General features: G+C 50.6%; 21 protein-coding genes, 4 tRNA genes and 1 riboswitch. Of the genes, 12 read left to right on the top strand and 13 right to left on the bottom strand.

Features of this window, described 5'->3' with window-relative positions; all coding sequences use genetic code 11:
* Positions 1-28 precede the first annotated feature (28 nt).
* The 12 genes from VV869_RS07460 to VV869_RS07405 form a co-directional block, all read right to left on the bottom strand.
* Positions 29-1,135, bottom strand: coding sequence for a succinylglutamate desuccinylase/aspartoacylase family protein (locus VV869_RS07460; protein WP_337734356.1), 1,107 nt, complete (start codon positions 1,133-1,135; stop codon positions 29-31).
* A 29-nt stretch (positions 1,136-1,164) separates the two neighbouring features.
* Positions 1,165-2,184: a 4-hydroxy-tetrahydrodipicolinate synthase gene (gene dapA / locus VV869_RS07455; RefSeq protein WP_337734355.1), complete on the bottom strand. Its 1,020-nt coding sequence runs from the start codon at positions 2,182-2,184 to the stop codon at positions 1,165-1,167.
* Between the two features lie 76 nt (positions 2,185-2,260).
* Positions 2,261-2,430: riboswitch (Lysine riboswitch) on the bottom strand.
* Positions 2,431-2,541: 111 nt separating this feature from the next.
* A complete protein-coding gene (locus VV869_RS07450) occupies positions 2,542-2,850 on the bottom strand; it encodes an AzlD family protein (RefSeq protein WP_261602452.1) in 309 nt (102 codons plus the stop codon).
* Positions 2,847-3,578 carry an AzlC family ABC transporter permease gene (locus VV869_RS07445; RefSeq protein ID WP_337734354.1) on the bottom strand — a complete coding sequence of 244 codons (732 nt, stop codon included), beginning with the start codon at positions 3,576-3,578 and terminating at the stop codon, positions 2,847-2,849. Before VV869_RS07445 ends, VV869_RS07450 begins: the two co-directional genes overlap by 4 nt.
* Before the next feature lie 247 nt (positions 3,579-3,825).
* Positions 3,826-4,566, bottom strand: a complete 741-nt coding sequence (locus VV869_RS07440) for a lipoate--protein ligase family protein (RefSeq protein ID WP_337734353.1) — start codon at positions 4,564-4,566, stop codon at positions 3,826-3,828.
* A gap of 135 nt (positions 4,567-4,701) precedes the next feature.
* Entirely contained in the window at positions 4,702-5,688 is a 987-nt protein-coding gene (locus tag VV869_RS07435; protein ID WP_337734352.1) for an FHA domain-containing protein, read from the bottom strand.
* A gap of 86 nt (positions 5,689-5,774) precedes the next feature.
* Complete coding sequence (locus VV869_RS07430) at positions 5,775-6,119, bottom strand: hypothetical protein (RefSeq protein WP_337734351.1); 345 nt, start codon at positions 6,117-6,119, stop codon at positions 5,775-5,777.
* Positions 6,112-7,458 carry a TfuA-like protein gene (locus tag VV869_RS07425; protein ID WP_337734350.1) on the bottom strand — a complete coding sequence of 449 codons (1,347 nt, stop codon included), beginning with the start codon at positions 7,456-7,458 and terminating at the stop codon, positions 6,112-6,114. The genes VV869_RS07430 and VV869_RS07425 overlap by 8 nt, the downstream gene beginning before the upstream one ends.
* On the bottom strand, positions 7,455-8,660 hold the full coding sequence (locus VV869_RS07420; protein ID WP_337734349.1) for a YcaO-like family protein: 1,206 nt from the start codon (positions 8,658-8,660) through the stop codon (positions 7,455-7,457). Before VV869_RS07420 ends, VV869_RS07425 begins: the two co-directional genes overlap by 4 nt.
* Positions 8,661-8,715: 55 nt before the next feature.
* Positions 8,716-9,621, bottom strand: a complete 906-nt coding sequence (locus VV869_RS07415; protein ID WP_337734348.1) for a hypothetical protein — start codon at positions 9,619-9,621, stop codon at positions 8,716-8,718.
* Between the two features lie 17 nt (positions 9,622-9,638).
* Positions 9,639-13,805: a TOMM system kinase/cyclase fusion protein gene (locus VV869_RS07410; RefSeq protein ID WP_337734347.1), complete on the bottom strand. Its 4,167-nt coding sequence runs from the start codon at positions 13,803-13,805 to the stop codon at positions 9,639-9,641.
* Positions 13,806-14,130: 325 nt separating this feature from the next.
* Positions 14,131-15,555, bottom strand: coding sequence for a DEAD/DEAH box helicase (locus VV869_RS07405; RefSeq protein ID WP_337734346.1), 1,425 nt, complete (start codon positions 15,553-15,555; stop codon positions 14,131-14,133).
* A 503-nt stretch (positions 15,556-16,058) separates the two neighbouring features.
* Here VV869_RS07405 and VV869_RS07400 point away from each other — a divergent pair.
* The 10 genes from VV869_RS07400 (at position 16,059) to VV869_RS07355 (ending at position 22,687) form a co-directional block, all read left to right on the top strand.
* Positions 16,059-16,145, top strand: a tRNA-Leu gene (locus VV869_RS07400).
* A 12-nt stretch (positions 16,146-16,157) separates the two neighbouring features.
* Positions 16,158-16,233 (top strand) — tRNA-Gly (locus tag VV869_RS07395).
* 3 nt (positions 16,234-16,236) lie between these two features.
* A tRNA-Cys gene (locus VV869_RS07390) sits at positions 16,237-16,310 on the top strand.
* Between the two features lie 20 nt (positions 16,311-16,330).
* Positions 16,331-16,406: transfer RNA gene (locus tag VV869_RS07385), tRNA-Gly, on the top strand.
* 397 nt (positions 16,407-16,803) lie between these two features.
* The gene (locus tag VV869_RS07380) at positions 16,804-17,397 is read left to right on the top strand and encodes a LysE family translocator (RefSeq protein ID WP_337734392.1); all 594 of its coding nucleotides are present in this window, start codon (positions 16,804-16,806) and stop codon (positions 17,395-17,397) included.
* A gap of 22 nt (positions 17,398-17,419) precedes the next feature.
* Positions 17,420-18,247 carry an AraC family transcriptional regulator gene (locus VV869_RS07375; protein WP_337734345.1) on the top strand — a complete coding sequence of 276 codons (828 nt, stop codon included), beginning with the start codon at positions 17,420-17,422 and terminating at the stop codon, positions 18,245-18,247.
* A gap of 297 nt (positions 18,248-18,544) precedes the next feature.
* On the top strand, positions 18,545-19,933 hold the full coding sequence (locus VV869_RS07370; RefSeq protein ID WP_337734344.1) for a glycoside hydrolase family 1 protein: 1,389 nt from the start codon (positions 18,545-18,547) through the stop codon (positions 19,931-19,933).
* Between the two features lie 339 nt (positions 19,934-20,272).
* Positions 20,273-21,244, top strand: a complete 972-nt coding sequence (locus VV869_RS07365; protein ID WP_337734343.1) for a DUF2860 family protein — start codon at positions 20,273-20,275, stop codon at positions 21,242-21,244.
* Positions 21,245-21,541: 297 nt separating this feature from the next.
* Complete coding sequence (locus VV869_RS07360) at positions 21,542-21,853, top strand: hypothetical protein (protein ID WP_337734342.1); 312 nt, start codon at positions 21,542-21,544, stop codon at positions 21,851-21,853.
* A gap of 528 nt (positions 21,854-22,381) precedes the next feature.
* On the top strand, positions 22,382-22,687 hold the full coding sequence (locus VV869_RS07355; protein WP_337734341.1) for a hypothetical protein: 306 nt from the start codon (positions 22,382-22,384) through the stop codon (positions 22,685-22,687).
* A gap of 88 nt (positions 22,688-22,775) precedes the next feature.
* Here VV869_RS07355 and VV869_RS07350 read toward each other — a convergent pair whose 3' ends face one another.
* Positions 22,776-23,663, bottom strand: a complete 888-nt coding sequence (locus VV869_RS07350; RefSeq protein ID WP_337734340.1) for a LysR family transcriptional regulator — start codon at positions 23,661-23,663, stop codon at positions 22,776-22,778.
* 108 nt (positions 23,664-23,771) lie between these two features.
* Between VV869_RS07350 and VV869_RS07345 the strand changes: the two genes are divergently transcribed.
* Both VV869_RS07345 and VV869_RS07340 read left to right on the top strand, forming a co-directional pair.
* Positions 23,772-24,641, top strand: coding sequence for an MBL fold metallo-hydrolase (locus tag VV869_RS07345; protein WP_337734339.1), 870 nt, complete (start codon positions 23,772-23,774; stop codon positions 24,639-24,641).
* On the top strand, positions 24,635-25,288 hold the full coding sequence (locus tag VV869_RS07340; protein ID WP_337734338.1) for a DsbA family protein: 654 nt from the start codon (positions 24,635-24,637) through the stop codon (positions 25,286-25,288). The genes VV869_RS07345 and VV869_RS07340 overlap by 7 nt, the downstream gene beginning before the upstream one ends.
* The last annotated feature ends 96 nt before the right edge of the window (positions 25,289-25,384 follow it).

Below are 25,384 nucleotides of genomic sequence, written 5' to 3'. Positions count from 1 at the left end.
AGGATGAGCATGTGTCCAGATAGGCCAGCTATAGGGGGAAGGTGTTGGTCAGTACTTTGTAGAGCTCAGTCCCTTGCTGGACACTTGCGGAGGCAAAATGCAGTACAGGAATACAGTCGCAGGGTAGGGTAATGACCCGACTATGATTGGATTCACTGGCCAATGCGTTGAAATGCCACAGGGTTGCCAGTGGTTCACCGGCAGGAAGCGGATGATTGAGCCTGGCCTGGTATTCAACCTGACCGCCGGCAGGGCTGAAGATTGCTTTATAGTCCTTAAGGTAACAGGCATGCATCGTTGCAGGCGTTGGTTGTACCGGATGATCGGCCCATACCCCCTGATGTTGCAGATAGTTGCAAATGCCTTCGGCATCTTTGCGGGCGTCCGCTACATCCAGTCGCTCTTGTGAGCCGAGCTCCATGGTAAAGGCATCGACCATTACCGGTAATTCACGTCCTAACCGGGAAAAGTGCTGGCTTAATTGCCACCATGGGCTGAAGCTGGCTTCGTCCATGGCACCGCTGAAATCGCTCGGGATCAGAATATTGAGCGGAATATGGAAATGGCGAGCGCGCGCTCTGGCATATTCGGGCACATACAGGTGACGCGCAGAAATTGGCCCGGTATGTAAATCCAGCACAATATCGGCTTCAACGGCCATTTTTTGCAGGTTGAGCGCCAGGTGTTGTCCACACGTCAGCCCCCAGGGGGAAGCCAGTTTTGTCTCAAGCTGCTGGACTAATTGGGCCCGAAAGGCATCCCGGATCTCGCTTTCTTCCGCGTTCAGGTAGGCTTGGGAAAAAGGTTCCAGCACACTGCTGCCAAAATGATATTGGCGGTTCCAGTTCACACCGGTTACGGGATCGAAACGACCCAGTGTAAACTCCCCGCTTTTTTGATTGATGCCGAGCGGGTTCGCCTGCGGCACCATCACCACATCCCCGAGCGGGGGATGTTGGCGAAACAGATTCAGCAATTGGTAAATGACCGCATTGCCCTGTACTTCCGCACCATGGATATTGGCCTGGATGTAGACACGCGGACCATTTCCCTGGCCCTGAATATGAATAACCGGGACTTCCATCGGATTACCGGTGGGTTGCTCACCGACTTTAACAGTTGTGGTTGTGATCATAAGGAACTCGTTATCGGGCGCAGCCGTCATTATGATTGAGCCTGGCAGCTGTGCATCCACTGATTGATTTCGTGATTGGCATTGAGAACCGGCGTCAGATCCGGTAATTCGTCCATGTATAGCGGCGGACGCAGCCCGGCGTGGCGCAGACGCCCCTGGTGCTGCATCAGGGCTTTGACCGCAATTGGGTTCGCTGCGCAAAACAGGCTGTTGCCCGCGCTTTGCCACAGTTGTTTAAAGCTTGGTTCCTGTTTAAAACTTGGCTCCTGCTGAAAGCTTGGTACTTGTTGAACGCTGGGTGCCGTCTGGCTCAGGGTTTGGTGAACGTACAGGGCGGTTGCTTCCGGCCAGGCATTCCCGGCTACAGACACCAGGCCACAGGCCCCGGCAGCGGCAAAGTCAACAAACAGCGCATCGTCACCACAGAAAAACTGCAGCGTCGGGGCGGCTTGCGTATAACGGGTGAACACCTCCACGCTGCCACTGGCTTCTTTGACCGCCCAGGCATTCGGATGGGCGGAAATTGCGCCCAGAGTTTGCGCATCCAGAGCGGCGCCGGTCCGTGAGGGCACATTATAAATCATGCAAGGCCAGCGGCTGGCATCCAGCAGGGTTTCGAACCACTTTTGCTGGCTGGCTGCACCGGGCTTTGCATACAAAGGGACCGGGAGCAGCAGGGCATCAATTGGATAATCGGCTAAGAAGGTCAGCCATTGCAGTTGCTGCTGAAGCTGGAAGCCGCCGACGCCGACCATCAGCGGCACGGACAGCTCTAGCGCACATATATGACGAACCACCGCTTGCTGCTCGGTCGGTGTCATCGCCAGTGCTTCCCCGGTACTGCCAAGCAGCAGGATCCCGTTACCGGCGGCGTCTTGTTCGGTGGCTAGTTGGGTCAGTGTCTCAAAGTCAATCGACTCATCGTCGCGAAAAGGGGTGATCAAAGCCGTCCATAGCGTTGTCTGGTTGAGTGACGTGGCTTGCGGCGATACCAGAATTTCTGTTGTAGGGCATGAATTGTGAATTGGCATCTCTAATCCGAATGTCATTGTTATCCGTTTAGAGAGCTTGGCATTGCGAAGAAAGCCGATGGCTGTGAGCCATTCTTGAGGGCAAAAAAGCACAAACACCAGAAGCTCTCCACCAGCGGTGACAGCCCTGGGGATTCAGCCCCAGTGACCGATAAGCCTGCTTCCAAATACAAACTTACCTCGGCGTTAAGCCCCCTGATCTGTGTTCAGCGGTATTTGGATACCTCCGACAGACTACCTGGTTAACGCGCCTCTTCTGATCCCTTTGAGAGGGAATGATTTGATTCAATCATCAATGGTGACGGGATGTCAATCTCCGTCGTGATTTTTTATGCGGCTTTAGCTCATTTTATTTCACGCTTCGCCGTCAAAGTCCTAAAATTGTCGGGTGAGTGCCGCGGCGATGATCCCTGCGGTGATCGCCGGGAGGGGTTTCTGCCAGATAAACATCACGACGGCGGTTGAGAGTAGCGCCAAACGGGCGCCCAGATCGCCCTCGACCGCCAAAGGCGCCAATAAGGCAACCAGCACCGAGCCGGACATCGCGGTAATAAACTGCTGTACCCGGTAGCCAATCGGAATGAACGACATGATAAACACCCCGCCCCAGCGTGTGGCGAGGGTCACCAGTGCCATGATCAGGATAATCAATAAGGTACCGCTAAAGCTGGTTTCAATGCTCATGACTTTTTCTCCGTCCAAAATGCGCCCAGCGTTCCACCGGCAATCGCACCGACAACGACATGGCTGTTCTCAGGTAAATACCAATAGGCCAAGAGAGATGACCCGGCAGCGGCGGCCCAAATAGCAAACACGCGCAGGTTCTTCGGGCCCACGCCAATCATGGACAGCAAAAAACAGCCCATCACCATATCCAGCCCGAGGCTGACCGGATCAGAAATGGCATTGCCGAAATACAGGCCAAGCCAGGTGCCGATAATCCAGAATGACCACAGTGCAAGCCCGCCGCCGATCAGCAGGCCCAGACCGGGCTCTTTGCGGCTGAAAGCCTGCATCGACATGGCCCAGTTCGCATCCGATGCCAGCAGCATCACCCCGTAGCGTTTCGCTGGAGGCAACTCACGCAACCACGGGTAGAGCGTTGCCCCCATTAACAGATGCCGTGCATTAATGGCAAAGACGGTGACCATCACCGGAATGATGGGCACGTCGGCTCCCCATAAATCCAACGTTGCGAACTGAGATGCGCCGGCGAATACCAGGGCACTCATCAGCATGGTTGAAACGTTGTCCAGCCCGGTTTGCGCCGAAGCCACCCCGAACGCGATCCCGAAAACGATGACGAAAAAGGAGAGGGGGACCAATTGCGTGAAGCCGTTCCAGACATCTGTGTAGGTGAACTCGTGGAGGCGAGTCTCCGGGATTAAATCCTGTTGTGTGTCGGTTTGCATGATTATCTTTTCAACGTGAAGTGATTTGAGTCGATGTCAATCCAAGGGGATACAACAATCGTTCGGGCTGGCAGAGCGTCGCCGCTTGCCTCGGTCATGAGGCTCATGCGTAGCGCCATGATTGATTTATTATACAATTAGGCTGTACCGGGAAGAGTGCCATGCCTGACATGGATATTCAACATATTCATAACATTTGCTCGGGGATATCTCTGCCCGGCGATGAGGATAGCCGGACAGAAAGTGATTAGGCCAGTTTTTCAGGACGCGATCCGGGTTGGGACAGGGAAGGGGATTGTAAAAAGGCGCTGGTTAACTGTTGGAACAGCGCGTCCACGGTAGGTGGGGATTGCAGGTGCTCAAACAGCGGGGTATGTACGCTCGCCAGGATTTGTGCGTCGTGGTTACAAATCTGATTGCACAGTTGCACCGGCTTGATGATTTCATCCATATCGCCCTCAAGCAAAATACAGGCTTGAGAAAGGACAACCTGACCGCCCCCTTTTTTCAGCAATACGCGCTGCGCGGTCCCCACCACCTTTTTACCGTCGATATTGAGATTGTAATCCCCGTCGCAATACGAGCCGGGCGTGGCATGCACATCCACCCTGACGCCCAGCGCTGCAAAGAAGTGACTCAGGACCTGACACAAGTTGAGATAGGCTGTTTTAATATCGTATGGCTGGTTTTCTGGCCAGTGATAAATGTGGGAGAGATTGATGACGCCGGGCAGCTGGGGGACCGGTGCCCCGCCGGTTTTTCGTGAAATCAATTGCCAGCCAGCCTGGTTTAATGCGCTGGTGAGTTGGGGCGTCACCGGCCACTTTTTCCCCGCCGGCAGCACCAGGGTCGGTCGTTTTGCCTGCCATAACAGGAGCACCTGGGAGAGTTCATTCGTCTGCACCTGCCGCAGCAATACTGCCTCTTTGTTGAACAGATCTTCAGCGTCAATGCTGAGGTAGCGAATGAGTTTGTTTTTGGATGTCATAAGCCCTATCTATGCTATTTGGTGGTGTATTCATAGTTGCATAAGTCGGTATCTACTGACCCACGAAGTTCATCTATTGAGATTAGGAGCCTTCTTGTTGGCTCCCATTGTTGTATATATTGAGAAAACAAGCCCTTACATCAGTTGTCGGGAATCAACTTCAAGGTTGTTCCCTTTAATCACTTGGTAGTCTTTGACGGCTAATCGGACTCGGCCCCGCTTTCGCTCAATCAGCAAGGGGGGGGCCATGCCTTCAGATTGCAAGAGATCGGATAATTGCTTTCTTGCCCGGTGGATCTGGATATTTACGTGTGTCTCGGAGAGGCCAATGTCTTTCGTGAGTTGTTCCACCGAGCGCCATCCTTGTTGGGATTCCGGGACTTTGTTTTTTAGATCCTCTCCTTTATAGCGGGCCAGCAGGGCGGTTAGGTAATGGTGGCTTCTTGCTTCACAATTGAAGGAGCGGTTACGATTCGACACCGTCAGTTCAGTCAGTTCTTCATCTGGGCTGATGTTGAAAATATAACAAAGCTCATTGTGGGGATTATCTGTAATGGCAATGGTTTCTTGTTCTTCGTTTGCTGCCCCTTTAAGTAGTTGCCACTGACGATGCGAAAATTCTAATAGTTCGCCATCAGAGAGTTTAAAAGGATTACTATCATTTAAGGTTTCACACATCCAGCTTCGCTCTGCCGTGTCGTAGAAAACGATGGTTTCCGGGGACTCTTCAGAGGGTAGAAAGTGGTAATTCTCCAATAAGATCGGCTCGACATCATCGACTGACCGCGCATCTTCTTTGATAAAGGGAATGAGCAAATCTCTCGGCGGATCAATATTTTCGGCAATAAATGTCGTATTGTGTTGGTGAGAAAAGCTGATGTGATCCCCCTTACTTAACGGATGTAACTTATTTGGGGTAATCGGTTGTCCGTTCACCCATACCCCGTTTTTGCTCAAGTCCCGCAAGAACCAAGTGTGGCCATCCCACTCAATCAAGGCATGAAGCCTGGATATCTCCGGACCGTTTAGCACCGTATCAACCGCCGTCGATAAACGGCCAAACTTGTGGAAGGCTTTGAGAAAAATACGGTAGTGTGTGTTTGGGGTTGATAAGTATGCCATGGGATTTCCTTTAACTGTGGACGCCTAGAGACAATGGAGTCGCCTGCCAGCAGGCAGGCGCTGTCCCGTACTGTAATTTGACAGCTTCAGTAGTGATACCGCTGCACATACTGAAGCTCTTCCTCAACGATAGTCAGATCAATCTGCTCCAGATTTTCCGCAAATCCTGCAGTCTGCTGACAAAGGTCACTGATAGCCTGGGTCAATGCTGTTTCTGCCTGGTCTTTGCTCAGGGCATCAGTTTGCCATAGGTTCTGAAAAGCAATGGTTTCGGTCTCAGAAGGCTCTACCGGCCAGAGTGTTGTCAGTTGCCACCCCGTTTTTGTCATAATTGACGGGAAGACTTCCTGTGCCAATGCTTTATAGCGTGTCTCATCTTTTGTGTTGATTGACAGGGATACAACCAGGTCAATCGGGTGTTCCTTATTCATCTTTTGCTTTCTCCTGTTGACAATAATGGTATTGATAATCTTTGAGCACTGCGGTTCGCATTTCTTCCAGAGAATCAAACCCGCAAATTTTCCAGTAGTCTTCAACGTGCTTTGGTTTTTCTTGCCGGAGGCGAACGGAAAAAAACCATTGCCATAGTTCTTCCTCGTTGATCCCAAGTTCAGACAAGCTTGCTGTGGTCATCGTCTTTTTGCTGTTAATTCGGGCCTGGTATGCTGCAAAGCTCTGGTCGAGCTTCAGGATATCCAGGAGTTCGCTGTCGATACGTTCATCGATACTGTGGAGCCAGGCAATCAATCCCTGACGCTGAACTAACGCATGGAACTCATCCATGTTGATGTGTTCAGTGGTGAGCCACTGGCCGAGCTTGTCGAAATCAATTTCAGGTCCGGCACATGCCGAGCGTTGATACGCGAGCTCAAGTAGGACGCGTTGAATGATTTCTTTATTTAAATCAGGTGCGTATTTTTGGGCTTCGCGCAGCGCGGATTTTCGGCAAATGGCTTGTTGTCGACGTTGAAAAAAAGTGCCATCCAGTTTCGTTTCTCGCCAAAGAGCCTGAAGCTCGCAGATTTGGCTATTCGATGTTTTCGTATGAGTGACATCGGCGACTAAACGCTCCCAGGCATCGGTCGGAGTGAAACTGTAGTTTACCTGTTTGGCCGGAAGTTGCTCGATATCGATGGCTTGTAATGTTTTGAGTAGGCTGATGGCGTCCAGCCTTTTGAGATCGACGGCGTTTGTTTCAATATGGTGCTCTAGTTCACACCATTGATGATGGCTGAGTATTTCCTTCGCCATGGACAACAGACACGAATAGTTTCTTTCCGGATACCAGACATCCTTTAGCGCTTGGGTTAGCAGTTTTGCTTGTTGGGGAGCGATAATCTGTTTGTCCACTGCCGTATCAAGGGTCGCTCGGATGTTGACCATCGGGATGGATGCGGCGATATAGCCAGCCTCGGCAGGCGCATGGACCAGTGCGACTTCGTCGTCATCCTCGAAATCGCCGGAGGCAAAACTTTCGAAGACCTCGCCATAGCCTTCCATGCCAAAATGCTCAAGCTCAGCTGCCCGAAGGGCGCCCATACTGCTGCAACCAAAAACATGGATGCCTTTTGACATGGCATACAGAATTTCCTTGTGCCAGACAGCAGGAACGCTTTCAAAATAACCGTCAATAATGACGATCATTTTAGGGTTGTCGAGGGTCGCCAGATAAACGTCCCCCTGCTTTGCCGGCGGACGGTACGAAGCAGTCAGCAGTGGCGCTGCATCTTTCTGAGCTAAACTCGGGCCACTAAAAACAATGATGCTCATGCGTTGTCCTTATCAATAATCGCCTGCTGTTTCGCACGTGCGCGTTGACCCATGACGTAGCCGGGGGTTTCGTGGATCCCTTCTAAGCGTGGGACGAGTACCCTGACGACAGGGATTTGAAACTCATTTTTTTCTAGGTTAATAACGGCAACCTGAGAGACACCGACCTGTTGCAACTTGTCCAGGAGCAGCGAAATGTCCTGCTCAAAGTTACCGTGGTGCCAGGATTGGATGTCCGCGAAGTCTTTCTGTCCGTCGTCCGGGACAGATGCCTGAAGATTCGCACGTCGTGTGTATGAATTGGTATCAATGTCGTCCCGGGAACCTGAGATCAGAGTCAATCGGGTTTGCGCTGCTTCGGTCAGCGCTCGCAACAATGCGATATTTTTGCAGGGGTGTGTGCCGGAGCCGATGGCGGCATAGGCCGGACCATTGGCATTCTGAGCTGGGCGGATTTTGCAGAGAAAACTGGGGATGTCGATGTCCGAGGTGATGTCCCAGACTTGGACTTGCATCTGCGCCTGTTGAAATTTGGCGATGACACTCAAACAAGAGGGATCATTGACGGTGTCGAGTTTGATTTGATGATTACTATCTTGGTTCCGTTCAAGTTGCCAAAGGGCCAAAGCATCGCGTTCAATAACTTCGCACAACCCGTGTACCACAGCTTCGTGGTAGGTATTGCCGGATGCCAAGCCATTGGTACTCATGACAAATGACCCGCTCCCCGTCGGTAAGGGGAGCGAGAAGTTGCAATGGACCACTTCGTACGGCACAAAGAGCGAGTGTCCTTGGATCAGGTCATGCCCTTCAATCCAGAGCAATTTCCGGGTGTCACTAAATTGGCTAAAAGACAACCTCGGCAGGTGGTGCACGTCGATGACGTGCTCCTTTTTACACAACTCGGCATAACTGGCAAGCCGTAAAGGGTGCTCAATATGTTCACCGTGATAGGTCTCAATCGCTTCCATAACCCCGGAAACCTTCGCTGATATGAGATCCAATCCTTTTCCCTGGGAGACCGAAACCGAGCTTGAATCCGGCCGACAAACGGTAACGACAGGGACGCCAATTCGATCTAACCCGGTCACATTTGCAACTCGGGTGATCCCCATCTGTAAGAGCCAGGGGGATATTCTGTCAAGCGTTGATTGAGGCGAACATTGCCTGTGTGTTCCCTGCTGGTATCCTTTTTGCGTCATAGTGTTCTCTTTTGGTCCAGAAATTTAGGAGTCCTCTAATCAAAGGGCATCGTGATTATTTCAGAAAACTCTGTAAATTCGCCACCATACAAACGGCGCCGAGCGAGTGGGTGTCGACGTTGATATCTTTTGGATTTAACGCGCCAATCTGGACACCGGCGTTTTTGTAGTAGCGAGACAGTGACTGGGAGGTGAGTGTGTCGTTCTCTTCGACGATCTTCTGGATGTGCGCTGCTTGCTTCTCTGGTTCTACATCATGAAGGTGTAGTTTTAACTCAACAATTGTATGTCTTAGTTCGTTCAGATCTCTATCCTGTCCGCGCTCCAGATCATACTGTGTCAGTTGATCCAGGGCTTCCTTGCTCAGGTAGTGAATGTGGTAAGGGTAGAACAGATTGTCATCTCTAACGCGCAGAGGGTTCTTATAAGAGACGATATATAAATTGTCTTCAACGGCCTCACTGAGCTCTTTTAAAGATGTGACCGGTATATTCCGATCATCTTTGCGAGGTGTTAAATCATCAGGTTCCAATTTTCCGATCGATTGATCAAGAATGATGTCGATTTTCGTTTCTGTATGACTTGGTGCGTTCAGCCGACTCATTTGCAGCGCTCTTAAATCAAGCAGGTAACCGGGTTTTAAATCTGTTTTGTCGATACCGGCCGGGCAGCGGGCGGTGCTGAGGTTCCACGGGATCACTTTGGTTAGCGCCGGGCTGGTCAGGTTCGCAGGACGCAGACCATTGGCGGTTTGGAAGAAAAAGTGATGATCGGTTTCGCTATAACACCACTCGAGTTTAACGGCTTTCGGTCCAGTATAATCTTCATAATCGATTAGCGTAGCATGCGTGCCTTCTTTACGTATCACGTAAATATCTTGCGAACGAAGTGTTAGTTGACCATTTTCATCAACGTATGAATCCATTTTCTTGATGTAAGAGGTATTTGTTTGAGATGACATAACTATTCCTTTATATGTTAAAGATAACCTAACCTTTTGCTGTGATAGAGTGCGCTTGCCAGTGGCTTCAGGCTGCGCGATTTGTTTGCCGAACGTTGGTTATGAAGTGAAATTACCTCCTTGAGGGGGGTTGTAATGGTTTCTGGTAACCGTTGCTGAGTTGAATCAATGAGTGACTCAACGACAGCCATTAAGCGTGGCCAGGTGGTAACGTCTATGGCCTCTTGGTGGTGTTGGGTGAGGAGATCAAGCTCAACCAATAGCGCGAGCCATTGCAGCGGGAAAGGAAACTGGCTTGCGAGGCCTTGCCAGGTTCGATGGCTCAGTGCGACCAGTTTGAATGCCCGGCGTGATTTGTACTGTTTATAGGCGACCCAGGCTCTATTGGCATATGCGATCGCAACATAGTCGTCCATTGCGGCCAGTTTTGCACTTGTCATCGCCTGCTCACAATAGTTGAGCGTGCTGTCGATGTCCCCGAGCTGACGATGCAGGATGGTCAGATAGGTCAGGCATCGTGCCTGTAGCGTTCTGTCACTCTGTTGTTTGGCCAGTTTCAGGGCTTGTTGCAGCCTTGGACCAGCCTGGTCGTAACTCTGGCTGAAGTAGAGGGTAAAGCCGAGTACAAACAGGCAGTAGGCTCGTAAATCAGCATCATCTGTCTGTGTTGATGCGTGATAGGCTTTCTCGGCGAGCATCACATCTGTGTGGTTGAGGCTGAAGCGTGTTTGCCTGAACCGCAAGTGCAGCGCGTTGTCGTAAAATTTAGCCTGGGTGTAAGCGTCGCCTGTTTGCTCGAGCATCGGCTCGATTTTGTCAAGCAGCGTTGCCATTAAATCGATGTCATTGCGCCAGTAACAGACATACAACTTCGCGCTGAGTACATCGAACTGAGTCTGTTGCCACGTTTCGTTTTGCGCCGGGTGTTGGGCAAGTGCTTGCTCTGCTTTGTCGTATGCCGCCATGGCGCGATGGTGATTGTGGTGTGTTTCCCAGGATTTACCGTTTTTGAGGTGGATTTGTGCCGTTAGGGTCTGATCCGTTTCGGCAAGCTCAGATAGTGCAAGATCATAGTGTTGTCGGGCTAACTCGTGCTGCGCCCGTCGAACCAGATTGTCAGCAAGCCCTAAGTGTGCCGAGACCTTGTGCTCTAAAATGGTAGTATCATTGATTATTTCACCAACCTGCGGCGACTGGTCATGTTGCTTGGTGAGCTGAAGGGCTGTTTCGTAATAATGAATTGCATCATCGATAATGAATGCTTTCGAGGATTGTTGCCCGGCGTGCAAGTAGTAGGGGATAGCTCGCTCAGGTTGATTGGCTTTCATCCAGTGCCGGGCCAACAGTTCGGGTGCACATTCACCTCGGTTTGAGGCAGCCTGTTCCAGGGCGAGCGCAATCTGCTGATGTAACCCGGCGATATTGGCCGCGCTTTCATAAGCGGCTTCTCGGATCATCGCATGTTTAAAAATATACCGGTTACCGTTGACTCTGCGCTGCACATAGATGATTCCTGCTTTTTGTAATTCATCTAAATCCCCGAGAATTTGAGTTTCATCTTTTTCAGATGCAGCAAATAACAGATGATCGTCAAACTTCCGTCCAATTGCAGCGGCTAGCTGGGCGGTATCTTTCGCGAAGGTCAGGCTATCGAGATGCTGTTGTAACGACTCTCTCAGTGTGACCGGAATGCGGATTTCAGGATCTCGGCCGATGAACTCGATCTTGCCGTTGATCTTGCGAACCAATTCTTGTTTTTGAATATTGCTCACCAGCTCCTCAAGAAACAAAGGAATCCCATCACATCGTTCAATTAATAAACGCTGCACACTTTCACTCACCGTTTGATCGCCAAACAGGCTCTCGATCATGTGGCGGCAGTTTGTTTCTGTGAGCTTGCCCAGTTGAATTTGCTTAAAGCCAGTTTGCTCTAAGTGGCTTGGTAGTGGTTTTCTCGAGGTGTTGAGCCAAATGTGATTCCCATGAAGGAATGGCTCAGAATTGACAAAGTATTCGATAAACTCTGGCGTTGTCGGATCCGACCAATGCAGATCTTCACAGATAAAAAGCTGGCTTGATGGATGCTCTGGAGACGCTGTTGTAGATTGAAGCTGGCATAGGAGGTGGGCAAGGATCTGAAACAGGCAATCTTTTTGCTGTTTGGGTGACATTGCTGCCAGAATACGCTGTTGCTGCTCAACCGCGGCTTCATCCGCCGTTGACTCCAGATTCAACCAAGCCCTTAGTACGCAAAGGCTTTTTGATTGCGTCTCCGAATCCAGGTTACACCTCGCGATGATCTGTTCAAGTTTGGCGGTGGTGTCGGGTGTGTTAAAGCTGTCAAGTTCATATCTGGCTTTAATCAGTTTGAGGAGCGGGAATAGCGCATTGTTCCTGTATTCGGGTAAGCACTGAGCAACCCAGTGTGGCGTCGCCCACAGCTGTTCTTGAACTTCAAATACGAGCCTGGATTTCCCGATCCCTGCCTCTCCATATAAATGCAACTGTCTCCGCTGTTCTTGTTGATCGTGAGATGCTGTCCCCTCAGCTTCGTGAGTAAAGTTGAGTAGTGCCTCGAACATGTCTTCGCGGCCGATGAAAGTACTACGCTTCCAGGTGCCCCGCAGAAAGCCAAAGGCTTCAGACACCCGCTCACTGAGCAATAAGTATTGAGGCGTATCGAGGGCGTGAAGCGGGTCTGAGGATTTGCTAGGCCGAAAGATAAGGTGATTTTCAAGGATCGTTTTGACTTGCTCTGAGCAAAGAATCTGATTTGGCTCAGCCAGCCTGGATAAGCGTAATGCATCATTGGCGATTTTGCCTTCCGGTGAGTTCCCGGAAAAGCCCTGCATGATACCGATTTCGATACCGATTTTTAGCTCACTGATCAGGCCATGGTTCTGAAATAGCTGACCTTTTTTTCCATTGAGATTACTGGAAATATCTAGGGCTGCACGAGCGCACAAGCGACTGTCACTATCACTGAGCGTGGGGTAGCCAAAATAAAACAGTAGGGTGTCCCCCAAGGTACCGACATGATAAGCACCGTACCGGATTGCAATATCGATACATTGATGGAGCTGATCAGCATGGATCATATCAATGACATCCTGGCTGATGGCCGGGGGAACGTGGTGATGACGTGGCTGGGCTCGGTAAGTTGATAGAATCACACTGAGCGCTGCAATTTGTTTGCGTTCCGTAATTCTGGAATAGGCCGGGGAGCACGTATTGATTTGTGTTTGATTCTCAAATTCCGGGCTTGATGGCTTGGCACAGGCTTGTTGATTGGAAACGACCAGATCCGAAAAGTTGAGTTTTCTGAATTCCTGATAGAGCTCGACCGTATTACCGGGCCTCTGCATTGGTTTTTTATTCAGGACACGACGGAATAAATGTGCGGAATAGTGGCTGGCTAGCGGGCCTAAAGGAATATTGGCGGCGCTCAACTGCTGGTGAAACACGGCTGCTATGCTGTTTCCGGATAAGGTCGGAACGCCAGTAAGACACTCGATGAACACTAATCCCCAAACGTAAATGTCAGTCTGGGGCAAAGCGGGCTCTCCTCGTAACTGTTCAGGAGAACTGTAAGTTGGCGTCCCTAGAGTTTCTTGTGTAAGGGTAAGCGTTTTATAATCTGATTGCCTCACATCATTTTTTAATGTGCCAATACCAAAATCAAGCACCTTGATATGATGCTTCGCCCCGACTTTATAGAGCATAATATTCGCAGGTTTTATATCTCTGTGGATCACCCCGTTTTCATGAGCGTGGGCCAGCGCATCTAACACACAAGCCATCACATCCGCAGCATCAGAAGGCGAGAATGGTCCATTTGCTTGAAGGTGCTCTTTTAATGTCTGACCGTCGATAAACTCATAAACAGCGTAAAGAATATCGCTGCCTTGCTGACCTTTGTCGAGAAGTGAAACGATATTCGGGTGGTTTAAACGGCGAATCAGGTCGCATTCCCGATGGAAGCGTTCTATGTGGCGCAGTTTTTTATCAGGATTATCGGTTTCAAGGAGCGTCAAAAACTTAATCGCAACAAACTTTTGTGTCCGGCGATGCAGTGCTTTATAAACTTGGCCAAATCCCCCTTCACCAATTATCTCGAGTAACTCGTATTCGGCAGATTTGAAGCGAGATGTGATCATCAGCTGGCTATGGCATTCCTTTTCCATGTGTTTCATTGGTTATTTTATTAATACGAGGTGTTCGATAAATGCCAGTATAAATCAAAACAAATATGCAGTTCGACGCATTTGTCAATTTTGCGACTTGGAGGAGGATCACATAGAAAAGTCTGGGGTTAGTGGTAAATATACCCCTCAAGTAGTACAGATGTGTTCAGTTTTGGTTGAAGTATTGGGGATTGATGCCTTCTGATTAAGGATCTCCTGAAAACAGGAAAACCATCAAAATTTTTTAGTGGATAGGCGCTGAAGTTGAAGGAGAAAGGAGTTGCCGCTATCTCAAAGATAGCGGCAGGATGGAATGATTCTGAGATTACTCAGCTTTAGCGGTTGCTTTGCCAGCTGGACGCGGCCGGCGTCTTTGGTTCGGCTTTGCAGTAGATTTATTGGCTGCACCACGTGGATTGCCGGTGGCATTGCTTTGTCCACCCGTATTGCCATTTGCTTGGTGGCGACGTGGGCGGCGTTTGCTTGCCGGGGTAGCGCCGTCGTTACTTTTCTCTTCTGCCCGAGCCGATTGTTCCGCTGCGGCTTTCGGCGTCTTCGGCTTTTTAGGTTTCTTCGGTTTGATTGGACGGGTATCCAGCTTGGATTCCGGCAGGACATTGGTTGGTTGATAACCGTCCAGTTCCATGCGAGGCAAGACCTTCTGAATTAAGCGCTCAATGCCAAACAGATCCGCAGCTTCAGCAGCACACACCAGGGAAATAGCCCGGCCTGCTTCACCGGCACGACCGGTACGACCAATGCGGTGAACATAATCTTCTGCGATGTTTGGTAATTCGAAGTTCACAACTTGCGGCAGTTGCGGAATATCGATCCCGCGCGCAGCAATATCGGTGGCAACCAATACGCGAATGTCACCCGATTTGAATTCAGACAGAGCACGGGTACGAGCGCCCTGGCTCTTATTGCCGTGAATCGGGGCCGATGTGATCCCTTGTTCATTCAGGAAGTGTGACAAGCGGTTCGCACCGTGTTTGGTGCGGCTGAAGACCAGCGTTTGCTGCCAGTTGCCGTCTTGGATCAATTTGGCCAGCATGGGAGCTTTTTTCTTCACATCAGCCGGGTAGACGAACTGTTCGACGGTCTTGGCGGTTGAGTTTGCCGGGGTAACGGAAATCTCGATCGGGTTGTTTACCAGGCCTTTAGCCAGCTCGCGAATTTCATCAGAGAAGGTAGCTGAAAATAGCAGGTTCTGGCGCTTGGCTGGCAACAGGGCAAGGATTTTACGAATATCGCGAATGAAGCCCATATCCAGCATCCGGTCCGCTTCATCGAGAACCAACACTTCCAATTGGTCAAATTTGATTGCTTTTTGGCTGTACAGATCCATCAAACGGCCTGGGGTCGCGACCAGAATATCAGCGCCCTTGCGTAACCGGAGCATTTGCGGGTTGACTTTCACCCCACCAAATACAACGGCAGAATTGAGTGATAAATGGCGGCTGTAAGTGACGATATTTTCCTGGATCTGGGCCGCCAGCTCGCGCGTTGGTGTCAGGATCAGGGCGCGAATATGGTTGCCCTTCACCCGTTGTCCGTTATCCAGACGCTCTAGAATCGGCAGGGTGAATGCCGCGGTTTTACCGGTTCCCGTCTGGGCCGCAGCCATGACGTCTTGGCCTTGGATCACGGCTGGAATGGCCTGAGCCTGGATAGGTGACGGGATATCGTATCCTTTGTCCTGAATAGCTTTGAGGATTGGAGCGGAAAGGCCTAGAGAGGTAAAACCCATAAATTTGATTCTCAGTTTGTATAGATAACGCAGTGACTCAGACCGATAGAGGCTCTCAGCCAACGCGGAGCAAGTGCGGTATTTTGAGGATTTTACGGCCAGACAGCAACCTGTATTCGATGTTTATCGTTCGGGAAGCTGTTAACTCATTGTCGAACAGCACGAAGTGTTGGTGTGGAACTCGTCAATGTATCGTGGGATGCTTCGGTCCAGAGCACGACACAGACACGGGCACGGGTAGGGCGTACTATTGTGACTTACGCCAGACGCGAAGTTCGGAGTGAAGCGCTCTGGGTTGCTTCGGTAGAGCGTCAAAGCCAGGTCGGCGTACAACCCTTGCCCGGATTGTCTGTCAGATGTGCGCTTCGGCGTAATTTTTAACCACCTGAATCAAAAAGATAAAATTTCTTATTGACGGATTTTTTCAATCGAGTAAAGTACATCTCGTTCTCACGGCAAAGCTCGTTAGAACAGGTGGTGTTACCATCGCAAAGATTTGCGTTGCCCTGGTGGTGAAATTGGTAGACACAAGGGATTTAAAATCCCTCGACGTTCGCGTTGTGCCGGTTCAAGTCCGGCCCGGGGCACCATCTTGTAAGATTGCGACATTAGCTCAGTTGGTAGAGCGCGACCTTCCCAAGGTTGAGGTCACGAGTTCGAACCTCGTATGTCGCTCCATTTGGCGCGTTGGCAGAGTGGCTATGCAGCGGATTGCAAATCCGTGGACCTCGGTTCGACTCCGGGACGCGCCTCCATTCTCTCTTGAGAATATTATGCGACACTAGCTCAGTTGGTAGAGCGCAACCTTGCCAAGGTTGAGGTCACGAGTTCGAACCTCGTGTGTCGCTCCAAATTCAGAGAAGCCCCGGTAGAAATGCCGGGGCTTTTTGTATGTAGAGCACAACCTTGCCAAGGTTGAGGTCGCGCCTGGTTCCTTGAAGATCGGGAACCTCGAGTGTCGCTCCAAATTCAGAAAGGCCCCGGTAGCAATGCCGGGGCTTTTTGCATGTAGAGCATAACTTTATCAAGGTTGAGGTCACGTCTGGTTCCTTGAAGATCGGGAACCTCGTGCGTCGCTCCAGATTCAGAGAGGCCCCGGTAGTTATACCGGAGCCTTTTTACTAATTGTCTCCCGTCTTCAGGGCCTTCTGGCATTAAGCAATCCCATGCGCTACCCATGCTGCAATATCGTTCAATAACGAACCTCGCGCCTGGGTTACCTTCTCTGTATCAAGAGGAGATTCGATGATGGACAATATCTTTTTTGCCATGGTGGCGTTCGCGTTTGTCGGTGCGGTGACACCAGGGCCCGTGAATATGCTGGCAACCAGTACAGCGTTGAATCACGGAAAGCGAGCGGCGGCTGCCCATGTGATGGGGGCATCTGTGGCGTATGCGCTGATCGTGTATTGCTCGGGAAGTATGATGCACACGCTGCTTCGTCAACTACCTGAGGTTGCAACAGCGATGAAAGTCGGTGGTAGTGTCTTACTCTTGTCTATGGCTTATCAGATATATGCCGCGCCGGTAGCTTCAGTTCAGACATCACAGGTGACCCGTTCGGGATGGTGGATTGGCTCTCTTACGCAACTTCTGAATCCCAAAGCGTGGATTGTTGCCATGTCCGGTGTCAGCCTGTACGTCGCAGGGCAGGACAATGAATGGCTATCACTGATGGTGTTTACCTGCATTTCCCTGATTGTATGTGTGATGGGGATCGGTCTGTGGGCGATATTGGGGCGGGGGTTGGCAAAATACCTTGAAAATTCGACCCGGCAGCGTCAGTTTAATCAGGTGATGGCGGCGATGCTGGGAGCATCGGTGATCATCATTTGGTTATAAGGATTGGGAGCCGAGATTGACCATGAAAAAGGATGTCAGCGCCAGTTTCAAACAGAGTACCTTGATCCCCTGGATTGAACTCAGAGTCGCCGACCAAAGTCGTGCTTGCTACGAGGCGCATTCCCACGATGAGTTTTCTTTTGGCGTCATTGACCAGGGGCGAGCATTTTACCGTAACCGTCAACGGATCCATCAAATTGAGCGGGGCGACCTTGTCACCATCAACCCGGCCGATGTGCATGCTTGTAACCCTGAATCCGGAGCATGGTCCTATCGGATGCTGTTTGTCGATACGATGAAAATGGGGGCGGCGCAGCAGGAGGTGCTGCAAACCACTGCGAATGACTACATGCCCTTTGCGCACGATCTGGAACGAAATGCTGAACTCCGGCGGAAGTTTCTTGCGCTGTTTCATACATTGCATACGGAAGCGGGGCTTTTAGAGGCCGAGGTCAGTTTTTACGAATTTCTTGCGGCGAGTTTGGGTCATCGCTCGGTTGGGGCTACTGTTGGCCTTAAATCACAGCCGCAGCCAGGCTTGAGTCGTATTCGCGAAAAATTGTTCGACGATCTGGAAAGCCCGCACCCATTGGAAGCACTCGCGGAAGAAGCAGAGATGAGTCGCTATCAGCTATTAAGGGCGTTTAAACACCAGTTTGGGCTACCGCCCCATGCTTATCTGATGGATGAAAAAATCAAACGTGCCAAAGTGATGCTCAAATCCGGACAAGATATTTCCGAGGTTGCCCTGAAATTGGGCTTTGCCGATCAAGCGCACTTCCAGCGCCATTTCAAAAGAAAGCTGGCTGTGACCCCTAAATTTTATCAATCACATTTCATCGGGCGGTAACGCCTTCTTGTTGGCGGTACGCTGCCCAGTCCCCATCACAGTAAAACGATCAACCCTGAGGCTTGTGTGTCGGCTTCCTCCTGAGCCAAGGATCATCACGATCCGGCGGAGATCACATTTAAAGCAAAGCAACTTTTCTTATAACCGGTTTCATTTTATGATCTCTGAAAATGTAACCGGTTCCATTTTGGTGTTTTCTGCGACTTGCCTGGCAGATCATAGGACAACGCGGGCTGTGGTTGTCTGTGAGTGAACCGGTCGATATGTCACTTGTTCAAATCAGACGGAGTAAAAGCGATGACAACATTTCCGGAACACTTTTTGTGGGGTGGGGCGATTGCTGCAAATCAGGTTGAGGGAGCTTTTGACGCCGATCACAAAGGGCTGTCGACGGCCGACTTGCTGCCGCACGGGATCTTAAACCCACATCAGGAAAAAGCAGAACGTACGCCGGGCATTAAAGATCTGGCGATCGATTTTTATCATCGCTACCCGGAGGATATTGCCCTGATGGCCGAAATGGGGTTTAGTTGTTTTCGGTTGTCGATTGCCTGGACCCGGATTTTCCCGCAAGGCGATGAAGCTGAGCCGAATGAGGCCGGGTTAGCGTTTTACGATCGGATCTTCGATGAGCTGGCCAAGTACAACATTCAGCCGATGGTGACTTTGTCCCACTACGAAATGCCCTACGGGCTGGTCGAGAAATTCGGTGGCTGGCAAAGCCGTGAAGTGATTGCGCTGTTCGAGCGTTATGCCAAAACCGTGTTTACCCGCTATGCCGACAAGGTCAAGTTGTGGCTGACCTTCAATGAAATCAATATGTCGCTACATGCGCCGTTTACCGGAGTAGGCTTGCCGGAGTCCGCATCGGAGCAGGCTATTTATCAGGCAATCCACTATCAGCTGGTGGCCAGCGCCAAAGCGGTTCAACTGTGTCATGAGATTGTTCCAGACGGAAAAATCGGCAACATGCTGCTCGGGGCCATGACCTATCCGCTGACCTGTCAGCCGGATGATGTGATCGCCGCCATGCATGAAAATAATCAGTGGCTGTTCTTTGGTGATGTACAGGCGCGTGGGCGCTATCCGGGTTATATGCTGCGTTATTTCCGCGATCAGGGGATCCGAATTGATATGGCACCGGGTGATTTGGAAACCCTAGCGGCGGCGAGCGTCGATTTTATTTCATTCAGCTATTACGCCAGTGCGTGCGCCAGCGCGGATCCGAAACAAAAAGAAGTCGGCAATATCGTCGCCAGTGTGTCGAACCCTTATCTGGAGAAAAGTGAGTGGGGCTGGCAAATCGACCCCAAAGGTCTGCGGGTGATATTGAACTTCCTCTATGATCGCTACCAAAAGCCATTGTTTATCGTCGAAAATGGTTTAGGCGCGAAAGATGAGCTCAACGCTGCCGGCGAAATCATCGATGACTATCGTATTGCTTACCTGAAGGCGCATTTGATACAGGCAAGAGAGGCGGTGTTGGATGGGGTTGAGCTCATGGGGTACACCAGCTGGGGACCAATTGATTTGGTCAGCAACTCGACCGCGGAAATGAGCAAGCGTTACGGCTTCATCTATGTGGATCGGGATGATCACGGCGAGGGCACTCTGACCCGTAAGCGGAAGAAAAGCTTTTACTGGTATCAGGATGTGATTCGCACTCACGGTGCGTCGTTAGACTAACGCTCTTTTCAAGAAGACTGTTTGTTTTAAGAAAAATACTGTTTCAGGAAAACCACTTGTTTCAATAAAGTAACTTGTTTTAATCAAACTATTTGCGGCAGCTGGCTTGGGGATTCAGGCCATCTGCCGCTTTGTTGTCTCCGCCTGCTCAAAGAATACTTCTCGACACCTGGATTTCGCCGACCGGCTTCCTCTGCCATTGAATTCATGACTTTTTACACATGCTGACCCGGTTGTCCATACGGTAGCTTATGGGGGTCGATCACAAGGCCTGAATCTTGGTTGTTGTCTGGTTTTTGAGATGGATATCAACCAGCTTGGATAAACGGAGACATACCCATGAACAAGCAAGTGGCATATATGTTGATCTTCTCTGCACTGGCTGCACCTGCGGCGGCAATGCAGCAGGGAAAGTTCGGTCTGTATGGTGAAGTGAATTTACTCGCAGGTGGTGCCAGCGAGAAATCATCGTTTAATACCGAGGGGCAATCGGTGATCACGGACTATAACGCACCGGGACAAGCCGAAGAGTCCACCGTGATTTTTCCGGTGTGGGATCTGAATTTCAGGATCCCCAGCACCAACAGCGAACTGTATTTCAAGTCAGATCTGGTCGGGATGGCGAGTGATTTCTACATGCAGGCCGGGTATCGGCATTATCTGGTCGATGGCTCCAGTGTTGCGATTGGTTTTGTTCCGGGGGTGCTGGAGAAAGACACCTGGCAGGATCCGTTTGCGCTGAACATCGAGCGCCAGGAAACCAAGCAAACCGTCCGGGGGGTTGTCTTCAATTATGACAATATCCTCGGCTCGTCCCTGGCGCTGGAACTTGCGACAGGGGAACATCGTGTCGATGACGAACAAAGCGGGGCCACAACGATTGAGAATACCAGCCTGCTGGCCCGGGAAGGGAATTTGTATTATGCGGCTATCGGACAGTCAATCCCGCCGATTGCCGGGATGGGGCTGGAATGGGATATCCACTATCTGCTCGATGATGCAGACGGCGCGGCCATGCGCGGGGAGCGCGTTGGGGTCAAAGCGGAACTGAGCCGCCAGGTGAACCGCCACATTTTTGTGTTGGGGGGAGATTATTCCACACACAACTTCGATGCGTCGCATCCGATTTTTAACGAGGTCAGGGAAGATACCAGTACCGGATTCTCTCTGCGCTATGTGTACGCTGCCCCGTATAACTGGCGGAATGTCATGCTGTTTGCCAGCGGTGGCTGGGATCGTCGGGAGTCAAATATTGACTTTTACGATCGGGAACAGGTGCTGACGACGCTTGGCTTGCAGTATCAGTTTTAAAGGGCTGAGAACAAATTGACGCGGCTCGGGCAGGATATCGACGGACCGAATTTGTCTGTTCGAATTTTTAGAACAAGTCGCGCAAATCATTGCGCTATCATCTGAACCGGACGCTCACTATAGTTATCCCATCAAAGAATATTCAGAATGTTTAATTAATCCTCGTTCAACTTCTGTTTACCTTTCTGGGATTAAGATAGGTATCAAGAAGTAAAGATATTTGAACTATAAACCCGTGGTTGATAGCAGTTGGTTTCACAACCACGACAGAAATGATAACTACACGGAGATATTCAAATGAAAAAAGTCAGCATTGCACTCGCTTCTTTAATGATGGGTTTTTCAGCTTTATCTTATGCTGATATCCAAGTAACTGATACACAAAATGGTGCCTGGGTTACAGTGACCGACGGCGGCCAGCCATCTGCTAATGCGGTGGTTTCTATAGTGAATCAACCTCAGGCGTTGAATAGTTTTCGTACCGATGATTCAGGCCGGGTATTTATTCCGCTCTCGCTGAATCACTCTCGTTCTGTAAAATATTCAGCAGTCACCGAATCAGGGAATGAATATAGTCGTTTTGCTTTCCATGGTGTTCAGAAGGACTAATCTGAGCAATCGACGATATTTGCCTTTTCATGGATGAAAAGGCCAGTTTATTCTTCCGAGCGCGCTTTCATTTAACTCGCTTTATCTCGCGTCATCAGCATCCTCAATGTAACGATGTTCCCGTATTTTGTAATCTGGCGCATCGCTCTATGGCAAACTTCTGCAACATGGTTCTCTTGCATAGAATTGAGCGTCAGGTGCATGTTTGGTAACTCTTCCTCCCCTGAGTGAATGCACTGCCGGTTGCATTTGGACAACTGAGAATCATCTTTATTTTGTGGTTCATCTTGTTTTATAAATAAGAAACTTCCGGACTTCAAACAAAGCCAGCCCAACTAATGTATTCTTTAGATTCAGTTTTTTCTCTCTGAACATCATTTATAAAATGGACCCCGATTCTTCATTCCATTTTTATATAAGCGTAGATTCTGTATTGCAAACGGTAATATCATCAAATCATCATGAAGGACAAGCTCAAGCTGCCTATACTTTAAAATGAGTTTGTTAACCAAGGTAGAGAAGGAATCAATGTTCGCTAAACATCGGTCTTATACCCTTGCGGGTAAATTACATAATCATGCACATCTGGCTATTAAGCCAACGGGTGAACTATCCGTGGAAATATTGGAGGAACATAAGAAGTTGGAAGGTGATTTTGAAGATTTGTGCTTTTCAACCCATGGTAAAACAACCGGGGTGGACTGCATTGAGCACGATCACCCCACTCATAAACTCTGGCATATTGATCTCACACGCAATGATGCTCGGGAGCTTCATCGATTGATTGATGATGCGAAAGAGGAATATGAAACAATCATGCGTGACCTGTGCTGATCTATAATCGGTTGCCATATGCAACGAACAGCCTTCCTTACAAACTCTTCATCATTTTCGTTCATTTGTAAATTTTGGCCTCCCTGCGCTACCAGGGATTGGCCTTATAGTATTCAACCAAATGGTCAATCAAGGCTCTGACGCCCGGAGCAAGGTGTTTGCGGGATGGGTACAGGGCATAGACGCTCATCATCTTCGGTTGCCACGCCGGTAACACCTGAACCAGTTGCCCGCTTTGCAGATATGGATTGGCCAGATAGGTCGGCTGCATGGCGATTCCGTGTCCGCTCAGGGTTGCGCTCAATAGCACGGTGGCTTCATTGGCGGTCAGGCGGCAGTGAATATCGGTGGAGATGTGTTGTCCTGCCTGACTCAGGTGCCAGACGTGACGCTCAAAATTCTTGTATCCCAGACACTGGTGACGGGATAAATCTTCCGGGTGCTGAATAGGGGCGTGATGTTGCAGATAGGCCGGTGATGCTACCAGGATCGACGCGCACTGCGCAATGGGTCGGCCGATGAGGGTGGGATCGGGATCCGCGGCAATCCGGATCGCGAGATCAACCTGCTCCTCGACCAGGTTCACGGCACGGTCGGCGACATCAACGTCAATTTCAATCCCCGTATGTTGGCTCATGAACTCGTGAATCGCAGGCATCAATTGAGCATGGCCGAAGGACATGCTGGTGGTGATCCGTAATTTACCCCTGAGCCGATCATCCGGTTGATGCAGCAATTGCATCTCTTCGGCCATCTCGACCCACATTTGGGCTTGGGCCAGACAGCGAACACCGGCATCGGTGAGTGTGACCTTGCGGGTTGTACGCTGTAACAGCCGGGCCTGCAACCAATTTTCCATCGCTTCGATATGGCGGGTCACCATTGAACGGGACATTTCCAGCCTTGCTGCCGTCGCGGTAAAACTGCCGGAGTGTGCGACATCAATGAAGACTCTGGTCGCAGTAAGCTTATCCATTTATCTGACCGATATAAGAAACAATGTTGCTCATTATTGGTTATATATCTGAGCAAATCAACACGCTAATCTTGGCTCCAACTTAGACAGAGAGATTTGGAGAGAACCATGCGAACACTAACCAAGATTGCGGCTTCATTACTGCTGGCCGGTACGGCTACTACATTTGCGCAGGCTGCACCGTTGCAACTGGACGTATACAACGCCGGCCCGGGCAGCTTTCATGTCAATGCCAGCGTCGTGTACGGAGAGACGGAAGCAATGGTAGTCGATACCGGATTTACCAAAGCGGATGCCCTGAGGATTGCGGCCAAAGTGCTCGATTCCGGCAAAACATTGAAAACGATTTTCATCAGCCAGGCGGATCCGGATTACTACTTTGGGGCTGAAGTGCTGGTCGCTCTGTTTCCGGATGCGAAGGTGATCACCACCCCGGCGGTACGCGAGAAAATTGCTGAGAAGATGGCGGGTAAACTGGCATTCTGGGGACCGAAAATGGGCGCCAATGCGCCGGTTGCGCCGGTGTTGCCGACGGCATTTCAGGGCCACACCCTGAAGGTTGATGATCAGGTGATTGAGATCCGGGGCACAGATGGCTTGATGGCTCATCGGCCGTACTTGTGGATCCCATCCACCAAAACGTTACTGGGTAACGTCGCTGTGTACGGTGATGTGCATCTGTGGATGGCTGATGCTCAGCAAGATCAGGCGCGTCAGGCCTGGGCGCAGCAGCTCGAAACGATGAAAGCGCTGAAACCGGAGACAGTGGTTCCCGGGCACATGAAAGCCGGCACTCAGCTCAATGGCGCAACGATTGATTATTCGCTGGGTTACCTGGCGGCTTTCGATACGGCGAAACAACAGAGCGGCGATAGCCGGGTGTTGATCAAGACAATGAGTACGCAGTATCCGCAGGCCGGACTGCCGATGGCACTGGAGATTGGCGCTAAGGTGCACATGGGAGAAATGAAATGGTAACGGTTCATTATTTTTTCGACCCGATGTGCGGCTGGTGTTATGGGGCGTCATCGCTGATTGAGCATTTAAACCAGCGCAATGGGGTGTCGCTTGTGTTGCATCCCGGCGGCATGGTGGCGAATCGTGCCATTGACCCGTCGTTCCGTCAGCACATATTGCAGCATGATCAACAAATCGCCCGGGAGACCGGTGCCGTGTTTGGCGACGATTATGTGACGCGCATTAAGAGCACGGCCCCTGTGGTGATGGACTCGTATCTGACCGCGCAGGCGATCCTGGCGGCTGATACGGTGGGGGGTGATCCGCTGGAGATGCTGCGTGCGATCCAGCAGGGGCATTATCGCCACGGGTTAGCGGTGAATCAGCTCGATACCCTGGCTGCACTGGCCGAAAAAATCGGTCTGGATGAATCCGCGTGGCGTGCAACAATGGCAGCGAATGAAGCGCAATTGCATGACACTATCGCACAGACTCGCCAGTTGATGACGCAGCACCAGGTGTCAGGCTATCCCACGTTAATGGTTGAAACAGCGCAAGGGTGGCAAAAAGTGGCACCCAGCTCGTTTTATCGGCGGGAGGAACAGTGGCAAAGTTACTGGGATGGTGTGCTCGCAAATGACGTGTCCGCGAGCCCGGCTCAAATTTAGCGATTGAACAGATAAGCATGGCCGGTGTATACCGGCCATGCTTTATGTTTTGACGGGGAAGATGCACCGGAATAAAAACACCCCGACAAGCTGTCG

The organism is Photobacterium sp. MCCC 1A19761, assembly GCF_037389125.1.
GTDB lineage: Bacteria > Pseudomonadota > Gammaproteobacteria > Enterobacterales > Vibrionaceae > Photobacterium.
The sequence above is the reverse complement of the archived record's forward strand: the minus strand, read 5'-3'. Positions and strand labels throughout refer to the sequence as shown.